The organism is Dyadobacter soli (assembly GCF_900101885.1).
Lineage (GTDB): Bacteria > Bacteroidota > Bacteroidia > Cytophagales > Spirosomataceae > Dyadobacter > Dyadobacter soli.
The window spans coordinates 181,089-201,610 of the sequence record NZ_FNAN01000006.1; the positions used below are offsets into that span (position 1 = coordinate 181,089).

At 49.4% G+C, this 20,522-nt stretch carries 17 protein-coding genes; 8 read left to right on the plus strand and 9 right to left on the minus strand.

Going from position 1 to position 20,522, the window contains the following annotated elements; translation table 11 throughout:
* Positions 1-75 precede the first annotated feature (75 nt).
* Together BLQ88_RS11115 and BLQ88_RS11120 are read right to left on the minus strand one after the other, a co-directional pair.
* Positions 76-924 (minus strand): TIGR01459 family HAD-type hydrolase, encoded by an 849-nt coding sequence (locus BLQ88_RS11115; RefSeq protein ID WP_090149298.1) that lies wholly within the window; start codon positions 922-924, stop codon positions 76-78.
* A gap of 42 nt (positions 925-966) precedes the next feature.
* Positions 967-2,007, minus strand: a complete 1,041-nt coding sequence (locus BLQ88_RS11120) for a hypothetical protein (RefSeq protein ID WP_090149301.1) — start codon at positions 2,005-2,007, stop codon at positions 967-969.
* A gap of 158 nt (positions 2,008-2,165) precedes the next feature.
* Here BLQ88_RS11120 and BLQ88_RS11125 point away from each other — a divergent pair, with 158 nt between their 5' ends.
* Positions 2,166-3,146 carry a 1-acyl-sn-glycerol-3-phosphate acyltransferase gene (locus tag BLQ88_RS11125; RefSeq protein WP_090149304.1) on the plus strand — a complete coding sequence of 327 codons (981 nt, stop codon included), beginning with the start codon at positions 2,166-2,168 and terminating at the stop codon, positions 3,144-3,146.
* On the opposite strand, the gene BLQ88_RS11130 is transcribed toward BLQ88_RS11125, so the two are convergent.
* Positions 3,143-4,330: an ATP-binding protein gene (locus BLQ88_RS11130; RefSeq protein WP_090149307.1), complete on the minus strand. Its 1,188-nt coding sequence runs from the start codon at positions 4,328-4,330 to the stop codon at positions 3,143-3,145. The two genes, BLQ88_RS11125 and BLQ88_RS11130, sit on opposite strands and share 4 nt — an antisense overlap.
* 81 nt (positions 4,331-4,411) lie before the next feature.
* Entirely contained in the window at positions 4,412-5,470 is a 1,059-nt protein-coding gene (locus BLQ88_RS11135; RefSeq protein ID WP_090149310.1) for a VOC family protein, read from the minus strand.
* 279 nt (positions 5,471-5,749) lie between these two features.
* Here BLQ88_RS11135 and aroB point away from each other — a divergent pair, with 279 nt between their 5' ends.
* Positions 5,750-6,784 carry a 3-dehydroquinate synthase gene (gene aroB, locus BLQ88_RS11145; protein ID WP_090149314.1) on the plus strand — a complete coding sequence of 345 codons (1,035 nt, stop codon included), beginning with the start codon at positions 5,750-5,752 and terminating at the stop codon, positions 6,782-6,784.
* 93 nt (positions 6,785-6,877) lie between these two features.
* Complete coding sequence (locus BLQ88_RS11150; protein ID WP_090149316.1) at positions 6,878-7,453, plus strand: DUF4136 domain-containing protein; 576 nt, start codon at positions 6,878-6,880, stop codon at positions 7,451-7,453.
* A 122-nt stretch (positions 7,454-7,575) separates the two neighbouring features.
* Here the strand turns inward: BLQ88_RS11150 and BLQ88_RS11155 are convergent, their stop codons facing one another.
* The 4 genes from BLQ88_RS11155 to BLQ88_RS11170 all read right to left on the minus strand — a co-directional run bounded on the left by BLQ88_RS11155 (position 7,576) and on the right by BLQ88_RS11170 (position 12,071).
* Complete coding sequence (locus BLQ88_RS11155) at positions 7,576-8,460, minus strand: NAD(P)-dependent oxidoreductase (RefSeq protein ID WP_090149319.1); 885 nt, start codon at positions 8,458-8,460, stop codon at positions 7,576-7,578.
* A 24-nt stretch (positions 8,461-8,484) separates the two neighbouring features.
* Entirely contained in the window at positions 8,485-10,098 is a 1,614-nt protein-coding gene (locus BLQ88_RS11160) for an acyl-CoA carboxylase subunit beta (RefSeq protein ID WP_090149321.1), read from the minus strand.
* Positions 10,099-10,203: 105 nt separating this feature from the next.
* The gene (locus BLQ88_RS11165) at positions 10,204-11,169 is read right to left on the minus strand and encodes an MlaD family protein (protein ID WP_090149323.1); all 966 of its coding nucleotides are present in this window, start codon (positions 11,167-11,169) and stop codon (positions 10,204-10,206) included.
* Between the two features lie 104 nt (positions 11,170-11,273).
* A complete protein-coding gene (locus tag BLQ88_RS11170) occupies positions 11,274-12,071 on the minus strand; it encodes an N-acetylmuramoyl-L-alanine amidase family protein (RefSeq protein ID WP_090149325.1) in 798 nt (265 codons plus the stop codon).
* A 243-nt stretch (positions 12,072-12,314) separates the two neighbouring features.
* Between BLQ88_RS11170 and BLQ88_RS11175 the strand changes: the two genes are divergently transcribed.
* Positions 12,315-15,071 (plus strand): putative LPS assembly protein LptD, encoded by a 2,757-nt coding sequence (locus BLQ88_RS11175; RefSeq protein WP_229212664.1) that lies wholly within the window; start codon positions 12,315-12,317, stop codon positions 15,069-15,071.
* A gap of 70 nt (positions 15,072-15,141) precedes the next feature.
* On the opposite strand, the gene BLQ88_RS11180 is transcribed toward BLQ88_RS11175, so the two are convergent.
* Positions 15,142-15,540, minus strand: a complete 399-nt coding sequence (locus BLQ88_RS11180; protein WP_090149328.1) for a DUF1573 domain-containing protein — start codon at positions 15,538-15,540, stop codon at positions 15,142-15,144.
* Between the two features lie 208 nt (positions 15,541-15,748).
* On the opposite strand from BLQ88_RS11180, the gene BLQ88_RS11185 reads away from it, so the two are divergent.
* The 4 genes from BLQ88_RS11185 to BLQ88_RS11200 are packed head-to-tail and all read left to right on the plus strand — an operon-like array spanning position 15,749 to position 20,467.
* On the plus strand, positions 15,749-18,163 hold the full coding sequence (locus tag BLQ88_RS11185) for an alpha-ketoacid dehydrogenase subunit alpha/beta (RefSeq protein WP_090149331.1): 2,415 nt from the start codon (positions 15,749-15,751) through the stop codon (positions 18,161-18,163).
* A 4-nt stretch (positions 18,164-18,167) separates the two neighbouring features.
* Positions 18,168-18,740: a sugar transferase gene (locus BLQ88_RS11190; RefSeq protein WP_090149334.1), complete on the plus strand. Its 573-nt coding sequence runs from the start codon at positions 18,168-18,170 to the stop codon at positions 18,738-18,740.
* Positions 18,734-19,321: an acetyltransferase gene (locus BLQ88_RS11195; protein ID WP_090149337.1), complete on the plus strand. Its 588-nt coding sequence runs from the start codon at positions 18,734-18,736 to the stop codon at positions 19,319-19,321. The genes BLQ88_RS11190 and BLQ88_RS11195 overlap by 7 nt, the downstream gene beginning before the upstream one ends.
* 12 nt (positions 19,322-19,333) lie before the next feature.
* Complete coding sequence (locus BLQ88_RS11200) at positions 19,334-20,467, plus strand: aminotransferase class I/II-fold pyridoxal phosphate-dependent enzyme (protein WP_090149340.1); 1,134 nt, start codon at positions 19,334-19,336, stop codon at positions 20,465-20,467.
* The last annotated feature ends 55 nt before the right edge of the window (positions 20,468-20,522 follow it).

Below are 20,522 nucleotides of genomic sequence, written 5' to 3' on the forward strand. Positions count from 1 at the left end.
TTTTACCAAAGCTAACAAAAAATCCGCACCAATTTCCGGCGCGGATGGGAGTAATGTGCAAGCGACAGCTTTGAGTTATTCAACCACGGCCGATACGCAAATGTAGGTAGGAATGATACCGGTGGCGCGGATACGTACCTCCGCGTCTTCCGCCTGCGTGTTACCTGTGAGCACGAGCGCGGTGTCGAGGCCGAACTTGTTGCCGCCCAGAATGTCGGTATTCAGCGTGTCACCTACCATGAGAATGTCTTTTTTGCTCACATTCGGGTAGTTTTTAATATGCTGGTAGGCAAATATGAACATTTGCGGGTCCGGCTTGCCGAAGCGGATAAATTCCCGCCCGATCGTGTTCTCGATCATCTTCGCCAATGCGCCGATAGCAAAGGAAACGCGGCTCTTCGATGCCGGATAGGTCTTGTCGGTGTTCGCTACGATAACCGGGATATTCCGCTTGCGAAGCAGGTTAAGCGTTTTGGTCAGATCGGTATTCCAGTCGAAGCCTTCATCGTCCAGGAAAACCAATGCATTGATATCACTCACATTATTCAAATCCAGCTGGCGGATCGAAAGTGTTTTGAGTTCTGAAGTCTCAATATAATGCGCGGAGTTTTCGGTTCCGAGATAGGCCACAGTCCCTTTTCTTACTTTCAAATCCAGGTACTCGCGGGCGAGCATACCCGAGGAGATGATCCGGTCGGGCGTAACATCGTTGATCCCCAGGTTCACATAGCTCTGCGCAAGCTGCTCGGGGCTGCGGGAAGCATCATTGGTTACCACATAAAAATCCTTCTCATGTTCACGGAGGTAGGCAAATGTGTTTTCAATGCCGGGGATCAGCCCGTTATACGTTTTCAGCACCCCGAACGCGTCGAAGAAAATTACGTCGTATTTCGAGATGACGGATTTGAAATTATCGAGTACCATACAGTTTGGTGTCTTTGGAGTGAATAGGATGACAGGAGGTTACTAGATTTTCAGGGCACGCAGGATCTTGTCGGCATCGAAGCCGTCGATCGACGGAAAATACAGCTCGTAGGCCTCGCGCTGCAACTTGGTGCAATACGAGCGGTGGAAAAAGTATTTACCGTATTTAATCACATAATTCAATATAAAAAAGCGGTAAGCTTCCTTCATAAAGCGCACCTCGTTCTCGGAAAGCGGGTATACCTTGTGATATTCCTGCAAGAACATAATGAACCGCTCTTCCATCAACGGCCCGATGAGGTAGCTGAACACCGTCCTGTCACCTACATTGGAGCATACCCGGCTGAAAAAGTAGAAGTCCATCACGCGCGACGACACCCGGAACCAGTCGTAATCCCAGCGGGAAAACAGCTTCATATCTTCGGTAACCGAGAAATTTCCGATGTTCCAATCCACGAAAACCGGCATCAGGTCGAACGAGCTGACGTTCAGCCGCTGGATATTCTTCATGAAAATATCGCATTGCTTTTGCAGGATATTGATGTACCCGCGGTGCTCGTACTGGCCCGTGTCCGTTTCGAGGATTTCGAGCAAATGGGTAATGTCGGTACGGAGGTTTTTAGACGATTTCGGAATAGACCGGCTCGCCCGGAAACACGCCTGGTGGAACTTCGCCGCCTCGGTACCGAGCTTTCGGATATGCTCTTCTTCCAGCCGCCGCGGCATGCGGTTCATGGCGCGGATAGGGTTGTAAAAAACCACCCAGGTATCCACAAAATCCTCCTGGTAACGATAGGTGTAAACCTGGTTATTCTTCACCAGCGACTTCGCGAGGACATTCTCGAAAGGGTAGAGCAGGTTATTGGAAAGGGCCTGTATAATGCGGTGGTCCTCCTTGAAATGTTCGTATTTACCAAAATAGGAAAGTTTTGCCACCACTTTATCGTCGTTATCGAGGGTGACGCGGAACACGTGGTTGGTCGAAACCTTGGCACTGATATCTTCTACGAATTTGACCCCGATGGAACTATCGAACCCTGCCCAGGCTTTCCGGATGATTTCGGGATAATCTTTTAAACGCATTCCTGATCTCGCATTAACTATAAAAAAGTAGACTTCATGCTCGGGGAGCATTATTGGTGGCTTCAAAGGTAGCAAACTAGCCGGAGCAGAATACCCTGGCTGTTAGGATTGAATAAAAAAATAATCACATAATTTTGCGAAAACTTACTTTTTGAACTTTGTTTTACTACTTCTCGCGTTTTCTGGTCCGCCTTGCATTGCCTATTTATCTGAGAAAGCTTTGCGTCGTCAATTTCGATAAATTACCCAAAGGAGCGCCGCTGCTGCTGGCCTCCAACCATCCCGACTCTTTTTTCGACGCGGTAGTGATCGGCTCCGTGCTCGAACAGCCCATTCATACGCTCACACGCGGGGACGTTTTCCGCAAAAAAGCGGCTGCATTCTGGCTGCGGCAGATCAACCTGATCCCGGTCTTTCGCGGGTCGGAAGGTAGGCAATATCTTAAAAATCACGATGTTACCGCGCAGGAAAGTCACGATGCATTGAAGCAGGGCGATGCCGTAGTCGTGTTCTCGGAAGGTATTTGTGTAAACGAATGGCGCCTGCGCCCCCTCGGCAAGGGTACCGCGCGGATGGCCTATAAAATCTGGTACGGCGACGATGCCCTCCAAAGCATGAAAGTGATCCCGACCGGCCTGAATTACGAAAACTTCCGGGGCCCGGGTAAACGCGTTTCACTCAATTTCGGCGAAGCCATCGCGGCCGACGACATTCAAACCAGCCCACAGGAATACGAAAAGTGGCTACGGGAATTCAACGAAATCCTCGATCGCAAAATGAACGGGGAAATCCTCACCATACCTGCCGACCTGCCCAAAGCCGAGCAGCAGCGACAATTGAGTGCATTCTTTGATAAATGCGCCGCGCCGAAGGCGAAAAGCAACCCGTTACTTGGCGCAATAGGCTGGATCGGCCGGACCGTTCACTTCCCATTATATTCATTCTTCCGCAAAAAAGCCGCCAAACTCACCGCCCGCTCGGTTTTTTACGATTCCGTGCTGTTTGGTATGCTGCTGTATCTGTATCCTGTGATTGTGGGACTGCTTTCGGTTATTGTCGCTGTTTTTGCAGGATGGCAGATTGGATTGAGTGTGTTTGTGGGGTTGCCGTTGCTGGCGTGGGTTGGCAGCAAGTATTAAGCCGGTTCCGCAATCATTTTAAGCGTTTTTAAATGCCCTATCAGCTCGTGGATGTTGCAATGTATCCATTGCGGACGCACAGCCGCATTACCGCCATTGGGCGTCACTACATAATTGTTCATAGTTTTCAAATCGGCGACTGATTCCGTAGACCCCCTTTTCAACGCCGGCGCCAATGATAGTTTTATTTCAATGGAAACGACGGGCGTAACCCCATCGACCAGCACTAAATCCATCTCGGCTCCGTTGGAAGTCCGGTAGAAATAGGGGCGTATGGCTGGATCAAGCAATGGGATAATTTGCTCTATCACATAACCTTCCCACGACGCACCTGCGATCGGGTGCATGATCAGGTCTTCATAATGGCGGACATTAGTGAGAAAATGCAGATTACCCGAGTCGCGAATATAGATTTTCGGGCTTTTGACGATCCGCTTGCTCACGTTCACAAACCATGGCTCCAATCGGCGTACGAGGTAAGCCTGTTCCAGTATTTCGATGTATCGCTTGACGGTGGGATTAGCCATTCCCAGCGAATTGCTTATTGTCGCATAGTTGAGTAGTGAGCCATGTAAATGCGAGATCATTCGAAGGAAATTATTGATTACCGGTATGGTCGCATTGATGCCTAGTTGGGACAAATCCTGTTCAACATAGGTTTTGATAAAATTCTGCTGCCATTGATACCAGTAGTCGTTATCGGGTGCAAGGAGTGCATCAGGGAAACCGCCCCGATGCCAGTGCGTTACTTGCGGAATGAATGCGCTTTCGGCCTCGGAGCGCAGGATGGGTGACAGTTCGTGATAAGCGATCCTGCCTGCGAGTGATTCGGAGCTTTTTTGCAGAAAGTCGGGAGACGCGGACCCGAGTAATATAAAGCGTGCAACCTCGCGTTTGCGATCCACCAATGCGCGGAGTTGGGGAAACAATGGCAGTAGACGTTGAACTTCATCTATGACGATCGTTTTGTCGATATTATTCTCGAGAACCCAGGTTGTATTTTGAGAAATGGTCTGGAAATCCTCGATGAGTTCAAGATCGTAATAGACGGCAGGCTTGCTCAACTCGTTCATAAGCTTTCTCGCCAATGTCGTTTTACCGACTTGACGAGGCCCTAAAATCCCGACTATCGGAAAGTAGTTAAGTGAGCGAAGAATGCTTTGTTCGAGTGCTCTATTGATCATTAACCATGTAAATTTAACAGTGAAGTGTAAATTTACATGGTTAATCTAATAAAATTGTATTTTATTAATACAAAAAATGTATTATTTATCCTTCACCTTCCCCAGCCCCATTGCCTTCAACATCCAGTTTGGAAGCGGTTTCCTCAACCCGCGTTTTTGCAGATCCAGGAACCAGCCGAGTTTTTTCAGGATGGGTACCTTGTGCGTTTCTACGAGTTCGATCAGCGTGCCATCCGGATCTTCAAGGTAAGCGAAGCGACCGGCCGCATTCTCCATACCGAATGAGCTTTCGCTGTCGATGGTGAACGGGTAGCCTTGTGATTGCAGCTTGGTCTTTAGAGCGTCCATATCCAGGGTGTCGAAACACAGGTGAATGTACCCGCAATCACCCCAGAAGCGGTTTTCGAATATCTTTTTGGGCGTGCGGTCGATCGCTTGCACGAGTTCGATCTGCACGTCGCCGAGCAGGCGGCTGAATGCGCCGTCGGGCGTGAAGCTTTTGCGGAGGAGCATTCGGCGGAAGCGCTGGCCGGGAATGGAGGTCGGCAGGTCTTCGAAAACGCCCGTTTTGTCGTACACCACATTTAATGGTTGCAGCAGGTTTTGGTAAAAAACAGCTGCCTTATCGATATCCGAAACGCCGATCACTACACCTGCCACGCCGCCGACGTTTTTTCCTTTGGTCTGAAACCAGGTAGCGTCGCTGGTGATCTGGAATACATTACCGTAAGGGTCGGTCCCCCAGAAACCTTCGCCTTCGGGCAGTTGCACGAGCGGGCCTGTGGCTTCCTTGGAATGGTTTTTCACCCATTCGTGCGCCTTTTTTACATCGGGAGCCTTGAAGCGGATCGCATTGATGCCGAGGTCGCCGATCTCCACTTTGAAATTCGCAGGTTGCGAAACGCGGCTGGTGAAGGACCATATTTCCAATCCGCCGCCGCCGGCCATGTTAAGTACCAGGGCTGCCTGCCGCGACTGCACTTTGCCGCCGGTATAGGGCGTCATGAGTGGGGCATCGGCTTTTTCATCGAATATGGGTACGTCGAAACCCAGCACCTGCCGGTACCATTTCCAGGTTTCGGGCACGTTCTGGCAACCAATTCCTACCTGTTGAATTCCAGAGATTAGCGGAGCACTCATCTGTTGAGGTTATATGAAGATAAAGGTGGATAATCTTAACGAAGGGGCAATTTTACAAAATAAAAAGCAAACGAGCCGTGGCACAGGCATTTGAACTGGGAATGCGACCTGTGGAAAAAATTCTCGGAATACAAAAACTAAATGATTATTTGATAAGCATAATAATTGCTATCTTTAAAATGGTTTTCCAAAATTTTATTTCAATAACCTGGAAATCAACGCATCCATTTGGTTGCACTCATCGTATCTGTGATGAGCCCGTCTCAATGATAGTCTAGAATGAACCAATCCGTAGTAATTGCACCGATAGGCGAGAGCCTACCGGACTTTTTGAGTTCCAAACAGTATTCAAAAATTGTAGTAATAGCAGATAACAACACCAAAAGGCATTGTTATCCGATTTTGAAGGCGTTTTTGCCCAGGCATAGTGTTGTAACCGTTCCCAGCGGCGAGGCGCACAAGACATTGGCGACTTGCGAGAAAATCTGGGAATTCATGACGAAGGAGGAACTCGACCGGCATGCATTGGTGATCAATGTTGGCGGCGGGGTGATCGGCGACATGGGTGGTTTTTGCGCTGCGGTGTACAAGCGTGGAATAGATTTTATCCAGGTTCCGACGACTCTGCTTGCGCAGGTGGATGCGAGTGTGGGAGGCAAGTTGGGGATTGATTTTCAGGGTTTCAAAAACCATTTGGGCGTTTTCAACATCCCGAAAAGTGTGCTGATCGACCCGGTGTTTTTGAAAACATTGCCGGAACGTGAAATACGCTCAGGATTTGGAGAGATCATCAAGCATTGCCTGATTGCCGACGGTGCGAAATGGGAGGAAATCAGGGCTAAGGATTTCGAAGCCCAAAACTGGCCCGACCTGATCGCGCATTCGGTGAAGATCAAACAGCAGGTAGTGGACCAGGACCCGACGGAGAAGGGTTTGCGGAAGATATTGAATTTCGGGCACACGCTCGGCCACGCGGTGGAGACGTGCTTTTTGAATAAAACCCCCAAAGAAAGGCTTTTCCACGGAGAAGCGATCGCGGTGGGGATGATCATGGAAGCGTACCTGTCGTTCGAGCGGAAAATGATCGACCAGCAGACGCTGACGGACGTTGAGGAATTCCTGTTCGCGACTTACGGAAAAGTGAAGATTAAGCCGGAGGATGTCGAGGAAATCATTGCTTTGACGCGGCAGGACAAGAAGAATAAAGGAAAAGAAATCAGGTTTTCATTGCTGAGTGGGGCCGGGCAATGTGCCTTTGATATTGTAGTAACAGCGGCTGAAATGCGGAGATCAATAGCTTATTATTTGGGATAGATTTACAGGTTCGGCATAAGCTATTGGTAGTGTAAGAGGAGTATTCAAAAATACATTCTTGATATATTTTAATTCACAACCTGACAAATTTAAATGCTTATGCTGAGGTCTATTACTATTTATGCCGCTTTACTGCTCGTAGTCGTGATTGCAGGGTGTTCCAGTGGCCGGAAAGTGTTTGTGGAGCATGATTACAGCTACGAAACCAATTTTAAAGATTACTCTTCTTATACGTTTCTGGAATGTGAGAGGGATACCAATAATCTTTGCACCGAAATTTATGAGGCAATCCGCCGCCAGATGCAGGTAAGGGGCTACAAGCTGACTGCCGAAAAGCCTACGCTGCTGGTGAACTACGGTATTTTCTACGATAACCTGCGTTACCAGGGCTACATGCAGCCGGTAATTAAAAACTGGGTGGATACGGAGAACGAGGGATTCCGCTACGAACCGATCAAATACGCGCTCGACAAGGGTACGCTGATCGTTTCACTCATCGACGCGGAGAGCGACCAGGTGGTATGGAGAGGGTATGCTTCGGGGATATTCAAGGGTGTGGAAAGCTCCAATAACCATTACCGGAGTGTTGTAAGGCGCATTTTTGACCAGTATCCGTTGTTCGCGAAAGGTTACGACCCGCGGAGGTACAGCGAGCAGGTTGGAAGATAATTGCCAATCAGAGATTGGCGACATAGTTCATGCCAACCCGGAGGTTGGCACGATCTGTCATATTTGAGAAAGCCGGAACCTTGCACTCTTAAACAGAATGCAGGATTCCGGCTTTTTTTATGCTATTTGGTTAAACCGGCGTCGTCGGACGCGCCTAGTGCCAATGCGCCCCAATCCAGATTCTTGCGGCCTTTGGCGAGACCAGAAATGAAACGATTTTTGATAATGTCGGCGAAAGGCATCGGCGCATTTACATTGGACGCGGTTTGGAGCGTCAGGTTAATGTCTTTCAAACCGAGCGGATAGCGAAAAGCGACGGGCTCGTAGGCGTGTTGCGCTACTATTTTGCCATAATTCTGGAAAATAGGTGCAGCAAACAAAGTCGACGTCAGCATTTCGTAAATGCTTTGTCTCGAAATACCATTCTTCTCGGCCATCGTGAATGCTTCGCCCATCATTTCAAGGCTGCAAGCGATCATAAAATTACCCGCAAGCTTAATCACATTTGCCGCGCCCGGATCATCTCCGAAATCGAAAACCCCTTTTACAAAATTTTCCACAATCGGCTTAATGCGCTCTTTCGCGCCTGCATTGCCCGACAGGCAAATATTACCCACCTTCGCGCGTACGGCTTCCGGGCGGGCGAATATAGGCGCTCCCACGTAATGCGCGCCGTACCACTCGTGTACCTGCGCGAGCTGGCGCGAGGTTTCGGGCGAAATGGTACTCATAGACACATGGACGCCGTCTTTCCCGAGTTTTTCAACTAGCTCCATGGAAAACAATTCTTCTACGGCTGCATCGTCGGCGAGTACTGAAAATACAATGCCGCCGGCGGTAATGGCTTCGATCGGTTCGTCCACGACCGTAGCGCCGAGTTTGATCAACGGCTCTGCTTTCGACTTCGTTCTGTTCCAGACAACAAGTTCATAACCCGCTTCGAGCAGGCTTTCAGCGATAGGAGTACCCAGGTTCCCGAGTCCGAGAAACGCTATTTTTTCAGACATAATGATTGGTTTAGATAATAAAAATCAGACTTGAATGACACCTACATTGAATGGCTTCTCAATGGGTGCCTGGTCGGCGGCGGTAATGCCTTCCGAAATAATGCGCCGCGTCTCCACCGGGTCGATAATGCCGTCCACCCAAAGTCGCGACGCGGCGTAGTAGGGAGATAATTCGTTGTTGTAGCGGTCTGTGATTTGTTTCAAAAGTTCCTTCTCCGCTTCCGGTGTGATCGTTTCGCCCTTGGCTTTCAATGTGGCGGTTTGCACTTGGAGCAGAGTCCGAGCTGCCGTGGCGCCGCTCATTACCGCCATTTGGGCTGTTGGCCAGGCGAAAATTAATCTCGGATCATAGGCCTTACCGCACATGGCGTAGTTTCCGGCACCATAGGAGTTGCCGATGATGAATGTAAACTTCGGTACCACCGAATTGGCAACAGCATTCACCATTTTCGCACCGTCTTTGATAATACCGCCCTGCTCGGCGCGGCTGCCTACCATAAAGCCGGTGACGTCGTGGAAGAATACGAGTGGGATTTTCTTTTGATTGCAATTCATGATAAACCGGGCTGCTTTATCGGCGGCTTCGCCGTAGATCACGCCGCCCATTTGCATTTCGCCTTTGCCGGAGCGTACCATTTTACGCTGGTTCGCCACGATGCCTACGGCCCAGCCATCCACTCGGGCGTACGCGCAAATAAGGGTTTTGCCGTAATCGGGTTTGTATTCGTCGAGCTCGGAGTTATCCACAATGCATTCCAGAATGGGGAGCACATCGTAAGGTTTGAGGCGGTCGGTGGGGAGGAGGTTGTAGATTTCCTCCGGCTGGCGTGCCGGCGATTTTGAAGTTTTGCGGTCGTAGCCGGCGGATAATGGCTTGCCGATTTTATCGATATGCCTTTTGATCGCATCCAGGCAGGATTTATCGTCGGGGAATTTGTTGTCGGTAACACCGGAAATCTCGCAATGCATGGCCGCGCCGCCCAGCGATTCCGCGTCGATATCCTCACCGATGGACGATTTGACCAGGTAAGGCCCCGCCAGGAACACCGAGCCTGTGCCTTCGACAATGAATGCCTCGTCAGACATAATCGGCAAATATGCGCCGCCGGCCACACAAGCGCCCATAATAGCCGAAATCTGAACGATGCCCATGGCCGACATTTGTGCATTGTTTCGGAAAATGCGCCCGAAATGTTCCTTATCGGCGAACACTTCTGCCTGCATCGGTAAAAATACCCCCGCGCTGTCCACGAGGTAAATAACCGGCAGCCGGTTTTCCATCGCGATCTCCTGCGCACGAAGGTTTTTCTTCGCTGCAATCGGGAACCAGGCACCAGCTTTCACTGTGGCGTCGTTGGCGACGATCATACATTGTTTTCCAGAAACATAACCAATACCTACCACCACGCCGCCTGACGGGCAACCGCCTTCTTCTTCATACATGCCATCGCCCACAAATGCGCCTATTTCCAGAAATTCGGAGCTCGTGTCGATCAGGTAATCGATGCGCTCCCTGGCTGTGAGTTTGCCTTTCTGGTGCTGGGCTTCGATTTTTTTCTTGCCGCCGCCGAGCTTTACCTGCTCGTATTTCTGGTTGAGGATTTCGATAAGGTGTGGTAGGCTTTCCTGGGTGGTCATGATGATGAAGAATGGTGTGAAGTGATTGAAATGGGCTTATTTCAAATGTAAAAAGTCGTTCACCGGTAAGCAAACGACTTTCGTATTTATTTAAAATAGCGGCTCCTATTTGATGGTAGTGGCCGTGTCCAGCGGTGATTCGGCCGGGCCTTTGTCTTTTTTACCAAAAACCGAAACATTGATATACCGCTTCGGATGCTCGCGGAAGTTGGTGAGCAGCTTGTTCATGCTGATCATCGTGCGGTTGAGGTTATTGTATAATGTCTCGTCCTTCACAAGTTTTCCAGCGGTTCCTTTGCCTGATTCAACGCTCGCCAGCAAGGTATGCAGTTCTTCAATGGTCTTTCGCGCGCTGGTAACGGTTTCGCCGAGGCGCAATGCATTCAGCGAGTCGGCCAGCGTGCCGGTTTTGGCGAGCAATGGTTTCAGTTCCTTTTCGGTTTCGACGAGCGAGGTTGTGAGCTTGTTCAGGTTCGAAGTCATCGAAAGCAGGTTAGCCCGGTTCTCAGTCAGCAGTCCTTGGAGGCTGGTACCCGTCTGATTATAATTTTTCAAAACCTGGTTCAGAATCAAACCTGTTTCCTGAAAACCGCCTACCACGAGGTCGAGGTTTTTAATGAGGGAATCGGCGTGCGAAACGAGGGGTAATGCTTTTTCCTGCAAAACAGCCGAAATACCCGATTCTTTCCGGGCCACGAGCGTGTCGCCGTCTTTCATCGGAGCGCCGGTACCCATGGCCAAGTGGATCACCTTGCCGCCCAGCAGGCCGCCATCTGCGAGTACCGCACCTGTTCCCTGCGGAACCGCAATGCCCTTTTGTACATCGATAGTTACCAGCAGCTGGTTCCCGCGTTTTTGAAGTAATGTGATTTCCTGCACGCGACCGACATTCAAACCATTCAGCAGAACGGGATTGGAGGCCGTCAGCCCATCGATATTGTCGTAAACGATGTGGTATTTATATGTTCTGGAAAAAACGTCGGAGCCTTTGAGGATATGAAAGCCGAAATACAGCATAATAATGGCGAAAAGTGCCATAGCTCCGACTTTTGCTTCTCTTGATATTTTCATGGACTATTGGTTTGTCCTGCATATAACAGCGGCAGGCTAAGCGGTATTAACACCAAAGTATCAAAAATTGTTTTGACAAATCAAAGCAATATGTGACCGTTGAGCTACCGGTCCATATCTTTTTTGTACGCCATAAATGCGGAATGAATGCATTTGGCCACCTCTTCTTGTCCGGCATCGGAGCTCAGGTATTCTTCTTCGTCGGGTGACGACAAAAAGCCGGTTTCGATCAGTACACTAGGCATTGCGCACCGCCATAGCACGAGGAACCCGGCCTGTTTTACACCGCGGCTGTCGCGCTCGGAGACCGACTGGAATTTCTTTTCGATCAGGTCGGCCAGTTTTAAACTGCTGGAAATGAATGCGCTTTGGTAGTTCGCGAGCATAATGTGCGCAAGCGGCGAGTCGGGATCGAAGCCTTTGTATTTCTGTTTGTAGTTCGTTTCCTGCAAGATTACCGAGTTCTCGCGTTTCGCCACTTCCAGGTTACCCTCGGTTTTGTGCAAACCCATCACGAAAGTTTCAGTACCTCTCACAGTTCTGGAACGCGGTGTGGCATTGCAGTGGATGGAAATGAAAAGGTCGGCATTGTTGCGGTTGGCGAATGCGGAACGTTCACCGAGTTCGATGAAAACATCGGTTGAGCGTGTGAAAAGCACTTTTACATCGGGCGTTTCTTCTTTGATTTTCTTGCCCAGCTCCAATGCTACTGCCAGCGCTACGTCCTTTTCCTTGGTATATTTGCCCCTGGTGCCGGGGTCTTTGCCGCCGTGGCCGGCGTCGATTACTACTGTGTTGACCTTGCTTCCCGACTTCGCAGTAACCGGTTCCTGCTGAAAAACAAAGGCAACACTCGCCAGCAGAAAACTTGCTACAATTACTAATTTAAGAAGTTTTAACATTATTTTTTAGTTGGGGCCTTACGCGAAAGGGGTTTCTCTGCTAATTTTGAAATTCGTTATGCAAAAATACGCTAATTGTTAGAACTGAAAAGAAAGGCGATTATTATATCGTCGGTAGTTGCGGCGTTTCTCCTGTTCAGCACTGTGGCATGTGTGCAGCAACGCTCCAAGGGTTCCGGGAAAAATCAGGGTAAGCTTAAAAGTTCGACTTCTGCAAAGCAATCAGCGGATTCCCTTCTTACAGTGCAAAAACAAGCAGGTGCGGATACTTCCGGAACCGGCAAATCCGGCGCGTCCGTTCCAAGAGGTGGTGTGAATGCGGATAGTACGCTCACAGGCAATGTGTTAGCTGCTGATTCTACTGCCGCCGACTCCCTTAAAAATCCGGACGATCTCGAAAATGCCGTAGAATATACCGCAGAGGATTCCACGATCATGGACGCTGTTTTGAAGCAGGTGCATTTGTACGGCAATGCGGAAGTGAACTACGGAACGATCAATCTCAAAGCCAGCTACATTCGGCTTAACTGGGTTACCAACGAGGTTTACGCGATTGGCACCTATGATTCAACGGCCAAAAAAATGGCCGGGGAACCGATTTTTCAGGATGGGCCCGAAACGTATAATACCAAAGAGATAAGGTATAATTTCAAGTCCAAGAAAGCACTGATCCAGGGGATCGTCACCCAGGAAGGGGACGGTAATATCCGGGGAGAAAAGGTGAAAAAGGACACGGAGGGCAATTTTTACATCAGGCATTCTATTTACACGACCTGTAACCTCACGCACCCGCATTACTTCATCAATGCGCCGAAAATCAAGATGGTGAACAAGAAGCAGGTCATTTCGGGGCCATTCAACCTGGTGATCAGTGATGTGCCGCTGCCCATTGGGTTACCATTCGGTTTTTTCCCTTTTCCCAAAAAGAAAGAGAATGGAACAAGCGGGGTAATCTTCCCGACATATGGCGAAGAGCCGAACGGACGCGGTTTTTACCTCCGCGACGGCGGTTACTATTTCGCGATCAGCGAGTATGTGAATGCGATTATTACGGGGCAGATTTATTCCAATACCAGCTGGGGACTCAGGCTTACTTCGAGCTATATCAAGCGCTATCAGTATTCGGGTAACTTTTCGCTGGCTTTTAACAGGAATAAGTCGAGTGATGAGATCCAGAGGCGCATTGGTTCCGGGATCACCAACGATTTCAGCATCGTGTGGTCGCACGCTCCTAAACCGCGCGGCAACTCACAGTTTTCTGCGAATGTAAATGTGAGTAGCAATACTTATAACCAGCAGCAGGAAATCAATATAAATAAATATACCTCCAACGTAGCGAGCTCCTCGGTACAATACAACCGTACATTCGGGCAGTACATGCGAGCAGCCGGGTCGTTACGCGTGAACCAGAACTTCGGTCAGATCGACCCTAACCAAAATGGGAAGCGCACCGGCGGAAAGACCAACGTCTCGACCGATTTCAGTTTCGGCGTCAACCAGATCGCACCATTCGCATTGAAGGGTGGCCGCGGGCGCTGGTATGAAAGCTTCCGTCTCGGGCTGGACTTCAATGGTAATTACGCATTAGCCAATGCATTGACGGCCATCGATACTTCTTACAACAGCCTGGGCTTCGTGGTAACCGACGCCAAAATCGATACCTCGCGCCTCAACAAGACGAAAGTGGTGGCATTTAACCTGAACAACCTGCCCGACATGCTCAAAGACGCGCAGTTCACAGGCCGGTACAGTCTCCCTATTTCATTGCCTAACTTTAAGGTGCTGCGTTTTGTGAACATTACACCGAGCATGTCGTTGTCGGGAGAGGTATTTACCAAACAATATAAGTACACCAAAACAGGCCGCGATTCGATCCGGATCGATACATTGAGAAAAGTAGGAACCGAGTATTCCTACAACTTTGGGGCCGGTATGAACACGCGTTTCTACGGGACGTTCTTCTTCGGCGGAAAGCGCCTGGAAGCGATTCGTCATACGGTAATTCCTTCGGTGTCATTCACTTATACACCTGATTTTACCGGGGAATCTTTTGGCTTTTACGAAAGGATCCAGGTAGAAGATCGTAAGGGTAATGTCCGCGACCTTTCGCTTTCCAGGTTCAGGGGCGTGGGCTCGGGCATAGCAAACGGGCGTGCGTCGAGTGTCATTTCATTCAGTTTGAACAACTCGTTTGAAATGAAACTCAAAACCAAGAGCGATACCGCCGCGCAGCAGTTCGAGAAGGTATCGCTGCTGGATAACCTGAGTTTGGGCGGTAGCTACAACCTCCTCGCCGACTCATTGAATTTGTCGAACATTACCGTCAATGCCAACGCGCGGATCGGTCGTAACCTGAACCTGAACTTCAACATGAACCTCGACCCGTACACCTACGTGGCGAACCCTAATATTGTTGGAAACCAGATGGGGACGAAAGTGAACAAGTATGCGATCACTTCTGGGCAAGGCCTTGCCAATTTGCAGAGTTTAGGCTTTACATTAGGTACCAATTTTTCCCCCAAAAACAGCTCTTCCAACACCAATACCCCCAATAAACAACCGACTACCGATCCTAACGACCCCAATGCCGCGGCCAAAGAGGAGGCAAAGGAGTATATCGCTCAAAACCCCGATCTGTATGTGGACTTCAATATCCCGTGGAATGTGTCCCTGAACTACAACTTCGGGCTCACGAAACCGGGGTTATCAAAGGCTCAGATTATCCAGGCCGTGCAGGCTACGGGGGACCTCAGTTTGTCCAAAAACCTGAAAGTGACCGTCAGTACCGGTTTCGACTTCGTGGCATTCCAGCCGACGATCACCCAGATAGGCCTCATGCGGGACCTGCATTGCTGGGACATGAGTTTCAACTGGACACCATTTGCAGGCAGCGCGGCCCGGGCGAGCAATTACAGCTTCACATTGAAAGTGAAGTCGGCGATCCTGCAAGACCTGAAAGTAACCCGCCGCCGGTCATTCTACGACAGAGCTGCCTATTAATCAGCTATTTGTGTAAAAACAAAAATGGCCGTCCCAAAGGAACGGCCACTGCAATGCTTGCGGAATATGCTTATTTCGAAGATGGCTTCGCTGCTGATTTCGGAACCACTTCTCCATTCAGGTAAAGGGTAATAGAACCACCTTCCGTGTTACTGAAAACGGTCACAGGCTTGTTGAAAGGACCTGCCGCGGCCGCGTTGAAAGTAGCTTTAACCGAACCGGTTTTTCCTGGAAGTACCGGCTCTTTCGACCATACGGGTGTAGTACATCCGCATGAAACGGTTACGTTAGAAAGGATTACGGGATCTGAACCTGTGTTGGTGAATACAAATTCGTGTGTTACAGGAGTGCCTTGTGGTACTTTGCCGAATTTGTGTGTTTCTTCTTTGAATTTCAGAACACCTTTCTGTGCAAAACTTACGGTGGTCAGCCCGAGGATCAATACCAGCGCTGAAAAGAATACTTTCATAGTTGTAACTATACTTTAAGTGGTGAAAAACTTACTGTTAAACAAGATTAATGCTTAAAAAGCTAAATATAATAATCATTAACCAATATTAACAATGCCCCAAAAGTACGCGTTCCGATGCCCGGGTTATTATTTTCCTGCATAATTTTGGCTTGCATTCAAAATAACGTAATTTAACTTACGGATTAAAACCCATGATTTTTTGCATATGCTTCAAAATGATAGTTTGACCGGTTCCAGTGTTTTGAGTAAGGAGGATATTATCGATGATTACCGCTTAGCATGCGAAAGTCGTCAGGTAAGTTTGCTGGGAAGGAAGGATACAATGGGCGGCCGATCTAAATTCGGGATTTTTGGAGATGGTAAAGAAGTAGCACAGATTGCACTTTCCAAAGTTTTTCAACCGGGTGATTTTCGCTCGGGATATTATCGGGACCAAACCATTGAAGCGGCTGTCGGGAATTTGACCTGGCAGCAATTTTTTGCCCAAATGTACGCCCACGCCGACCTCGAACACGAGCCTAACACCGGCGGACGCTCCATGAACGGCCACTTTTCGACCCGCTGGGTAGATGAGAACGGCGACTGGCTCGATCAGACCAAATTGTACAATTCCGTTTGCGATATTTCTTCCACCGCCGGGCAGATCCCCCGCTCGGTAGGGCTCGGGTATGCCTCTAAATTATACCGCGAAAACCCCGACCTGCATGGTATGACCACCTTTACCCGCAAGGGAAACGAAGTGGTTTTCTCGACAATCGGCGATGCTTCTACTTCTCAGGGAATGTTTTGGGAAGCGATGAATGCGGCCGGTGTATTGCAGATTCCAATGATCGTTTCCGTATGGGATGATGGTTATGGAATATCGGTTCCTGTTGAATATCAGACCACTAAGGGTAGCATTTCAAAGGCATTGGCGGGATTGCAGCGCAATGAGGACGGCGAGGGCATCGAGATATTGACGGTGAATGGCTGGGATTATCCTGCGCTTGTTGAGACTTATCAAAAGGCAGCCAAAATCAGCAGGGAACAGCATGTGCCCGTGCTGGTACACGTTACCGAACTCACTCAGCCACAAGGACATTCTACATCAGGTTCACACGAGCGCTATAAATCGAAACAACGCCTCGCCTGGGAGCGTGAGCATGATTGCAATGTGCGTTTCCGCGACTGGATACTGAAAAACGGCTATGCCACCGACGAAGAGCTCGAAGAAATTGAACGCGAAGCCAAGGAAAAGGCCCTGCATGAGCGGAATGCGGCATGGCAGGCGTACCGGAAAGAGCTGGATGCGGAATTTAGCGATACAATCCAGCGCTTGCAGGCAGTAGCGGCAGGAAGTTCCTTCGCAGCGGAAGTGAACAATGCAATTCTCGAACTCCAAAAAACCTACCTGCCTGTGCGCAGGGATATGATCACGATCGTGCGCAAGGTTTTGAGGATTATCGGGAAAGAAGAGAATTCTGAAAAATATGCATTGCAGCGTTTTTTGCAGGATAATCTCGAAGTGAATAAAGAGCGCTTCAATACCCATCTGTATAGCGAAACACCTTATTCGCCCATGCTCGTGGAGCCGGTAAGCCCCACATTTTCGGAAAATAGCCCGACAGTGGACGGTCGCGAAGTGATACGTACCTATTTCGACGCGCTTTTTGCCAAAGACGAACGCGTTGTTGCGTTAGGCGAGGACATTGGCTTCATAGGCGATGTCAACCAGGGCTTTGCGGGCTTGCAGGAGAAATACGGCGAAATCCGCATTACCGACACAGGCATCCGCGAAACGACAATCATCGGTCAGGGAATAGGAATGGCCATGCGCGGCCTGCGACCGATCGTTGAGATTCAATACTTCGATTACATTTACTATGCATTGGCGACGCTTACCGACGACCTTGCGTCGCTCCGGTATCGGACTGCCGGCGGCCAGCGTGCGCCGTTGATCATTCGCACGCGCGGCCATCGCCTGGAAGGTATCTGGCATTCCGGCTCTCCCATGGGCACCATGCTGAGCAGCTTGCGCGGCCTGCACGTGATTGTCCCGCGGAACTTCACCCAGGCAGCGGGTTTTTACAATACATTAATGAAAGGAGATGATCCTGCATTGATCGTAGAACCGCTGAATTCGTATCGTCAGAAGGAAGTTTTGCCCGATAATGTGGGTGATTATTACATTCCGCTTGGCCAGCCTGAAATTTTAAGAGAAGGAAATGACCTCACAATTGTTACCTACGGCTCAATGTGTCGTATAGTAATGGAGGCCGCTTCTCAATTGCAGCATTCAGGAATTGAAGTTGAAATCATCGATGTGCAGACATTGCTGCCGTTCGATGTGGACAACCGGATAGTGGAGTCCATTAAAAAGACGAACCGGGTCATTTTCGCCGATGAGGACTTGCCCGGAAGTGCATCGGGTTTTATGATGCAGCAGGTTTTGGAAAAGCAGCAGGCTTACCGCTGGCTCGACTCGGCGCCGGTAACCATTGCAGCGAAAGATCACCGCCCGCCTTACGGTTCGGACGGGGATTATTTCTCAAAACCAAATATGGACGACATTTTTGAAACTGTTTACAACATCATGCGAGAAGCGGCACCAGATAAATATCCGGAGCTGTTTAACGTATGATCGTATGTATCGTTCAAAAGGAAAAAGAATCTTAGACATTTTACTGGCGGCAACGGGGCTACTCACCTCGTTGCCGCTTTTTATTGTGCTGCCGCCTGTTTTGTGGGTGTATTTCAAAGGTAACCCCTTCTTTGTGCAAGTCAGGCCGGGGTTGAATGCGCGGCTGTTTGCGATCTTGAAATTCAGGACAATGCATGGTAATGGGCGGCCCGCAGCTGGATTTGGCAAATTTCTGCGTAGATCGTCGCTCGACGAGTTGCCGCAGTTTTGGAATGTGCTGGTGGGAGAAATGAGCATCGTCGGCCCGCGCCCATTACTCGCCGAATATCTGCCTCTTTATAATGTAAACCAACTTTCCCGGCATGCAGTGAAACCCGGTATGACGGGACTCGCGCAGATCAACGGACGGAATGCATTGAGCTGGGAAGAAAAGTTTGAATACGACCTTCATTATGTGGAAAACCTTTCATTAGCGCTCGATCTTCGGATCATTTGTGCGACGATGGTCAACGCATTGTCGTTCCGCCAAACCGCGGCAACGGAAGCATTACCATTTAAAGGAAATGAAGTATGCTGATTTTCGGAGCGGGTGGCCACGCGAAGGTGGTACGGAGCATACTTGCGGCGCGTGGGGAGCATGTCGGCGGAGTATTTGATGATAATTGGCAAGAGAAAGCGCAGGGTAACCCAATGTTACGCGGTTATGATCCGATGTTTAAGCCACTCGAAAAGCTGATTATTGCGATTGGTAATAATTATGATCGTCGTAAAGTCGCAAAGAGTATTACGCATTCGTTTGGCAGAGGCATTCACCCTACCGCTATTGTCGATCGTTCGGTGAATGGCGGCGAAGGCATTGTTATCGTCCATAATGCGGTGGTACAAGCCGAATGTCGCATTGGCGATCATGTAATCATCAATACCGCGGCTATCGTTGACCACGAATGCATTATTGATTCCTTCGCACACGTAGGCCCGGGCGCTACGCTGTGCGGGGGCGTGCATGTGGGCGAATGCGCGCTCGTGGGTGCAGGAAGCGTGGTATTACCAGGTGTAAAAATCGGCAGGGAATGTGTGATAGGAGCGGGCTCGGTGGTGACCTGCGATGTGCCCGATTTTGCGATAGTGGCGGGAAACCCCGCCAGAATTATTCATTAATCAAAACACACTATGCAATACAAAATCTATCTCTCGCCCCCGCACATGAGCGGGTGTGAGATGAAATACGTTCAGGAAGCATTTGACAGCAACTGGGTAGCGCCCGCCGGACCGAATATCGATGCTTTCGAGGAAGAATTGTGCCGGTATACCGGCAGCAAGCATGCATTGGCGGTGTCATCCGGTACGGCCGCATTGCATTTGGCATTGCTATCGCTGGGCATCGGGCCGGGTGATATTGTACTTTGCCAGTCGCTTACATTCGTTGCTACGGCGAATCCAATCATGTATGTGGGCGCGACGCCCGTTTTTATCGACAGCGAGCCGGTTACCTGGAATATGTGTCCCAATGCGCTGGAAGACGCTATCCTGCATTACATAAACCTCGGAAAAAGGCCGAAGGCAGTAATAGTCTTGCATTTGTACGGAATGCCTGCGATGCTTGACGAGATTTTGTATTTGTGTAAAAAATATGAAATCCCGCTCATTGAGGATGCCGCGGAGGCATTAGGCTCGGAATACAATGGCCGCAAGGTGGGGACCTTTGGTGATATCGGTATCCTGTCGTTCAATGGAAATAAAATCATCACAACGTCCGGCGGAGGGGCTATGCTATCAGGTAACGCTCAGTACATTGAAAAAGCACGTTTTCTGGCGATGCAGGCCCGCGAGCCTGTCCGACATTATGAGCACCGCGAGGTTGGATATAATTACCGGATGAGCAACATTTGCGCGGGAATCGGGCGCGGACAGTTGGAAGTGATTGATGAAAGGGTGAAGCAGCGCAGGGGTAATTTTGAGTTTTATTTTCAGCAGTTGAAAACCCTACGAGAAATAAATTTTCAGAAAGAGCCAATTGGCGTTTTTAGCAATAGATGGCTGACGGCAATGACAATTAGTAGATCAGTAGCTAGTCGAGTGAATGTAAATACTATTCTTAATGAGTTGAATAACTACGGCATTGAATCCAGGCCGGTTTGGAAGCCAATGCATCTTCAATCAATATATGCCTCACAAAAATATTTCGGTAATAATATATCGGGAACGTTGTATGAGCAAGGCATATGCCTTCCTTCTGGAACAGCCATGCATGAGGCTGATTTAAGATATATATGCGGTATAATTCTAAACAAGTTACAACGCTAGTGCCACGAACAAAAAAAGACCGCCGAAATGGGCGGTCTTTCAAGGCGATTTCGCG

What these genes read in the sequence shown, in the direction of transcription:
- BLQ88_RS11200 (WP_090149340.1), top strand. Translation starts at nt 19,334, where the DNA reads ATGCAATACAAAATCTATCTCTCGCCCCCGCACATGAGCGGGTGTGAG.
- BLQ88_RS11165 (WP_090149323.1), bottom strand. Translation starts at nt 11,169, where the DNA reads ATGAAAATATCAAGAGAAGCAAAAGTCGGAGCTATGGCACTTTTCGCC.
- BLQ88_RS11120 (WP_090149301.1), bottom strand. Translation starts at nt 2,007, where the DNA reads ATGCGTTTAAAAGATTATCCCGAAATCATCCGGAAAGCCTGGGCAGGG.
- BLQ88_RS11155 (WP_090149319.1), bottom strand. Translation starts at nt 8,460, where the DNA reads ATGTCTGAAAAAATAGCGTTTCTCGGACTCGGGAACCTGGGTACTCCT.
- BLQ88_RS11135 (WP_090149310.1), bottom strand. Translation starts at nt 5,470, where the DNA reads ATGAGTGCTCCGCTAATCTCTGGAATTCAACAGGTAGGAATTGGTTGC.
- BLQ88_RS11160 (WP_090149321.1), bottom strand. Translation starts at nt 10,098, where the DNA reads ATGACCACCCAGGAAAGCCTACCACACCTTATCGAAATCCTCAACCAG.
- BLQ88_RS11195 (WP_090149337.1), top strand. Translation starts at nt 18,734, where the DNA reads ATGCTGATTTTCGGAGCGGGTGGCCACGCGAAGGTGGTACGGAGCATA.
- BLQ88_RS11130 (WP_090149307.1), bottom strand. Translation starts at nt 4,330, where the DNA reads ATGATCAATAGAGCACTCGAACAAAGCATTCTTCGCTCACTTAACTAC.
- BLQ88_RS11185 (WP_090149331.1), top strand. Translation starts at nt 15,749, where the DNA reads ATGCTTCAAAATGATAGTTTGACCGGTTCCAGTGTTTTGAGTAAGGAG.
- BLQ88_RS11150 (WP_090149316.1), top strand. Translation starts at nt 6,878, where the DNA reads ATGCTTATGCTGAGGTCTATTACTATTTATGCCGCTTTACTGCTCGTA.
- aroB (WP_090149314.1), top strand. Translation starts at nt 5,750, where the DNA reads ATGAACCAATCCGTAGTAATTGCACCGATAGGCGAGAGCCTACCGGAC.
- BLQ88_RS11115 (WP_090149298.1), bottom strand. Translation starts at nt 924, where the DNA reads ATGGTACTCGATAATTTCAAATCCGTCATCTCGAAATACGACGTAATT.
- BLQ88_RS11180 (WP_090149328.1), bottom strand. Translation starts at nt 15,540, where the DNA reads ATGAAAGTATTCTTTTCAGCGCTGGTATTGATCCTCGGGCTGACCACC.
- BLQ88_RS11190 (WP_090149334.1), top strand. Translation starts at nt 18,168, where the DNA reads ATGTATCGTTCAAAAGGAAAAAGAATCTTAGACATTTTACTGGCGGCA.
- BLQ88_RS11170 (WP_090149325.1), bottom strand. Translation starts at nt 12,071, where the DNA reads ATGTTAAAACTTCTTAAATTAGTAATTGTAGCAAGTTTTCTGCTGGCG.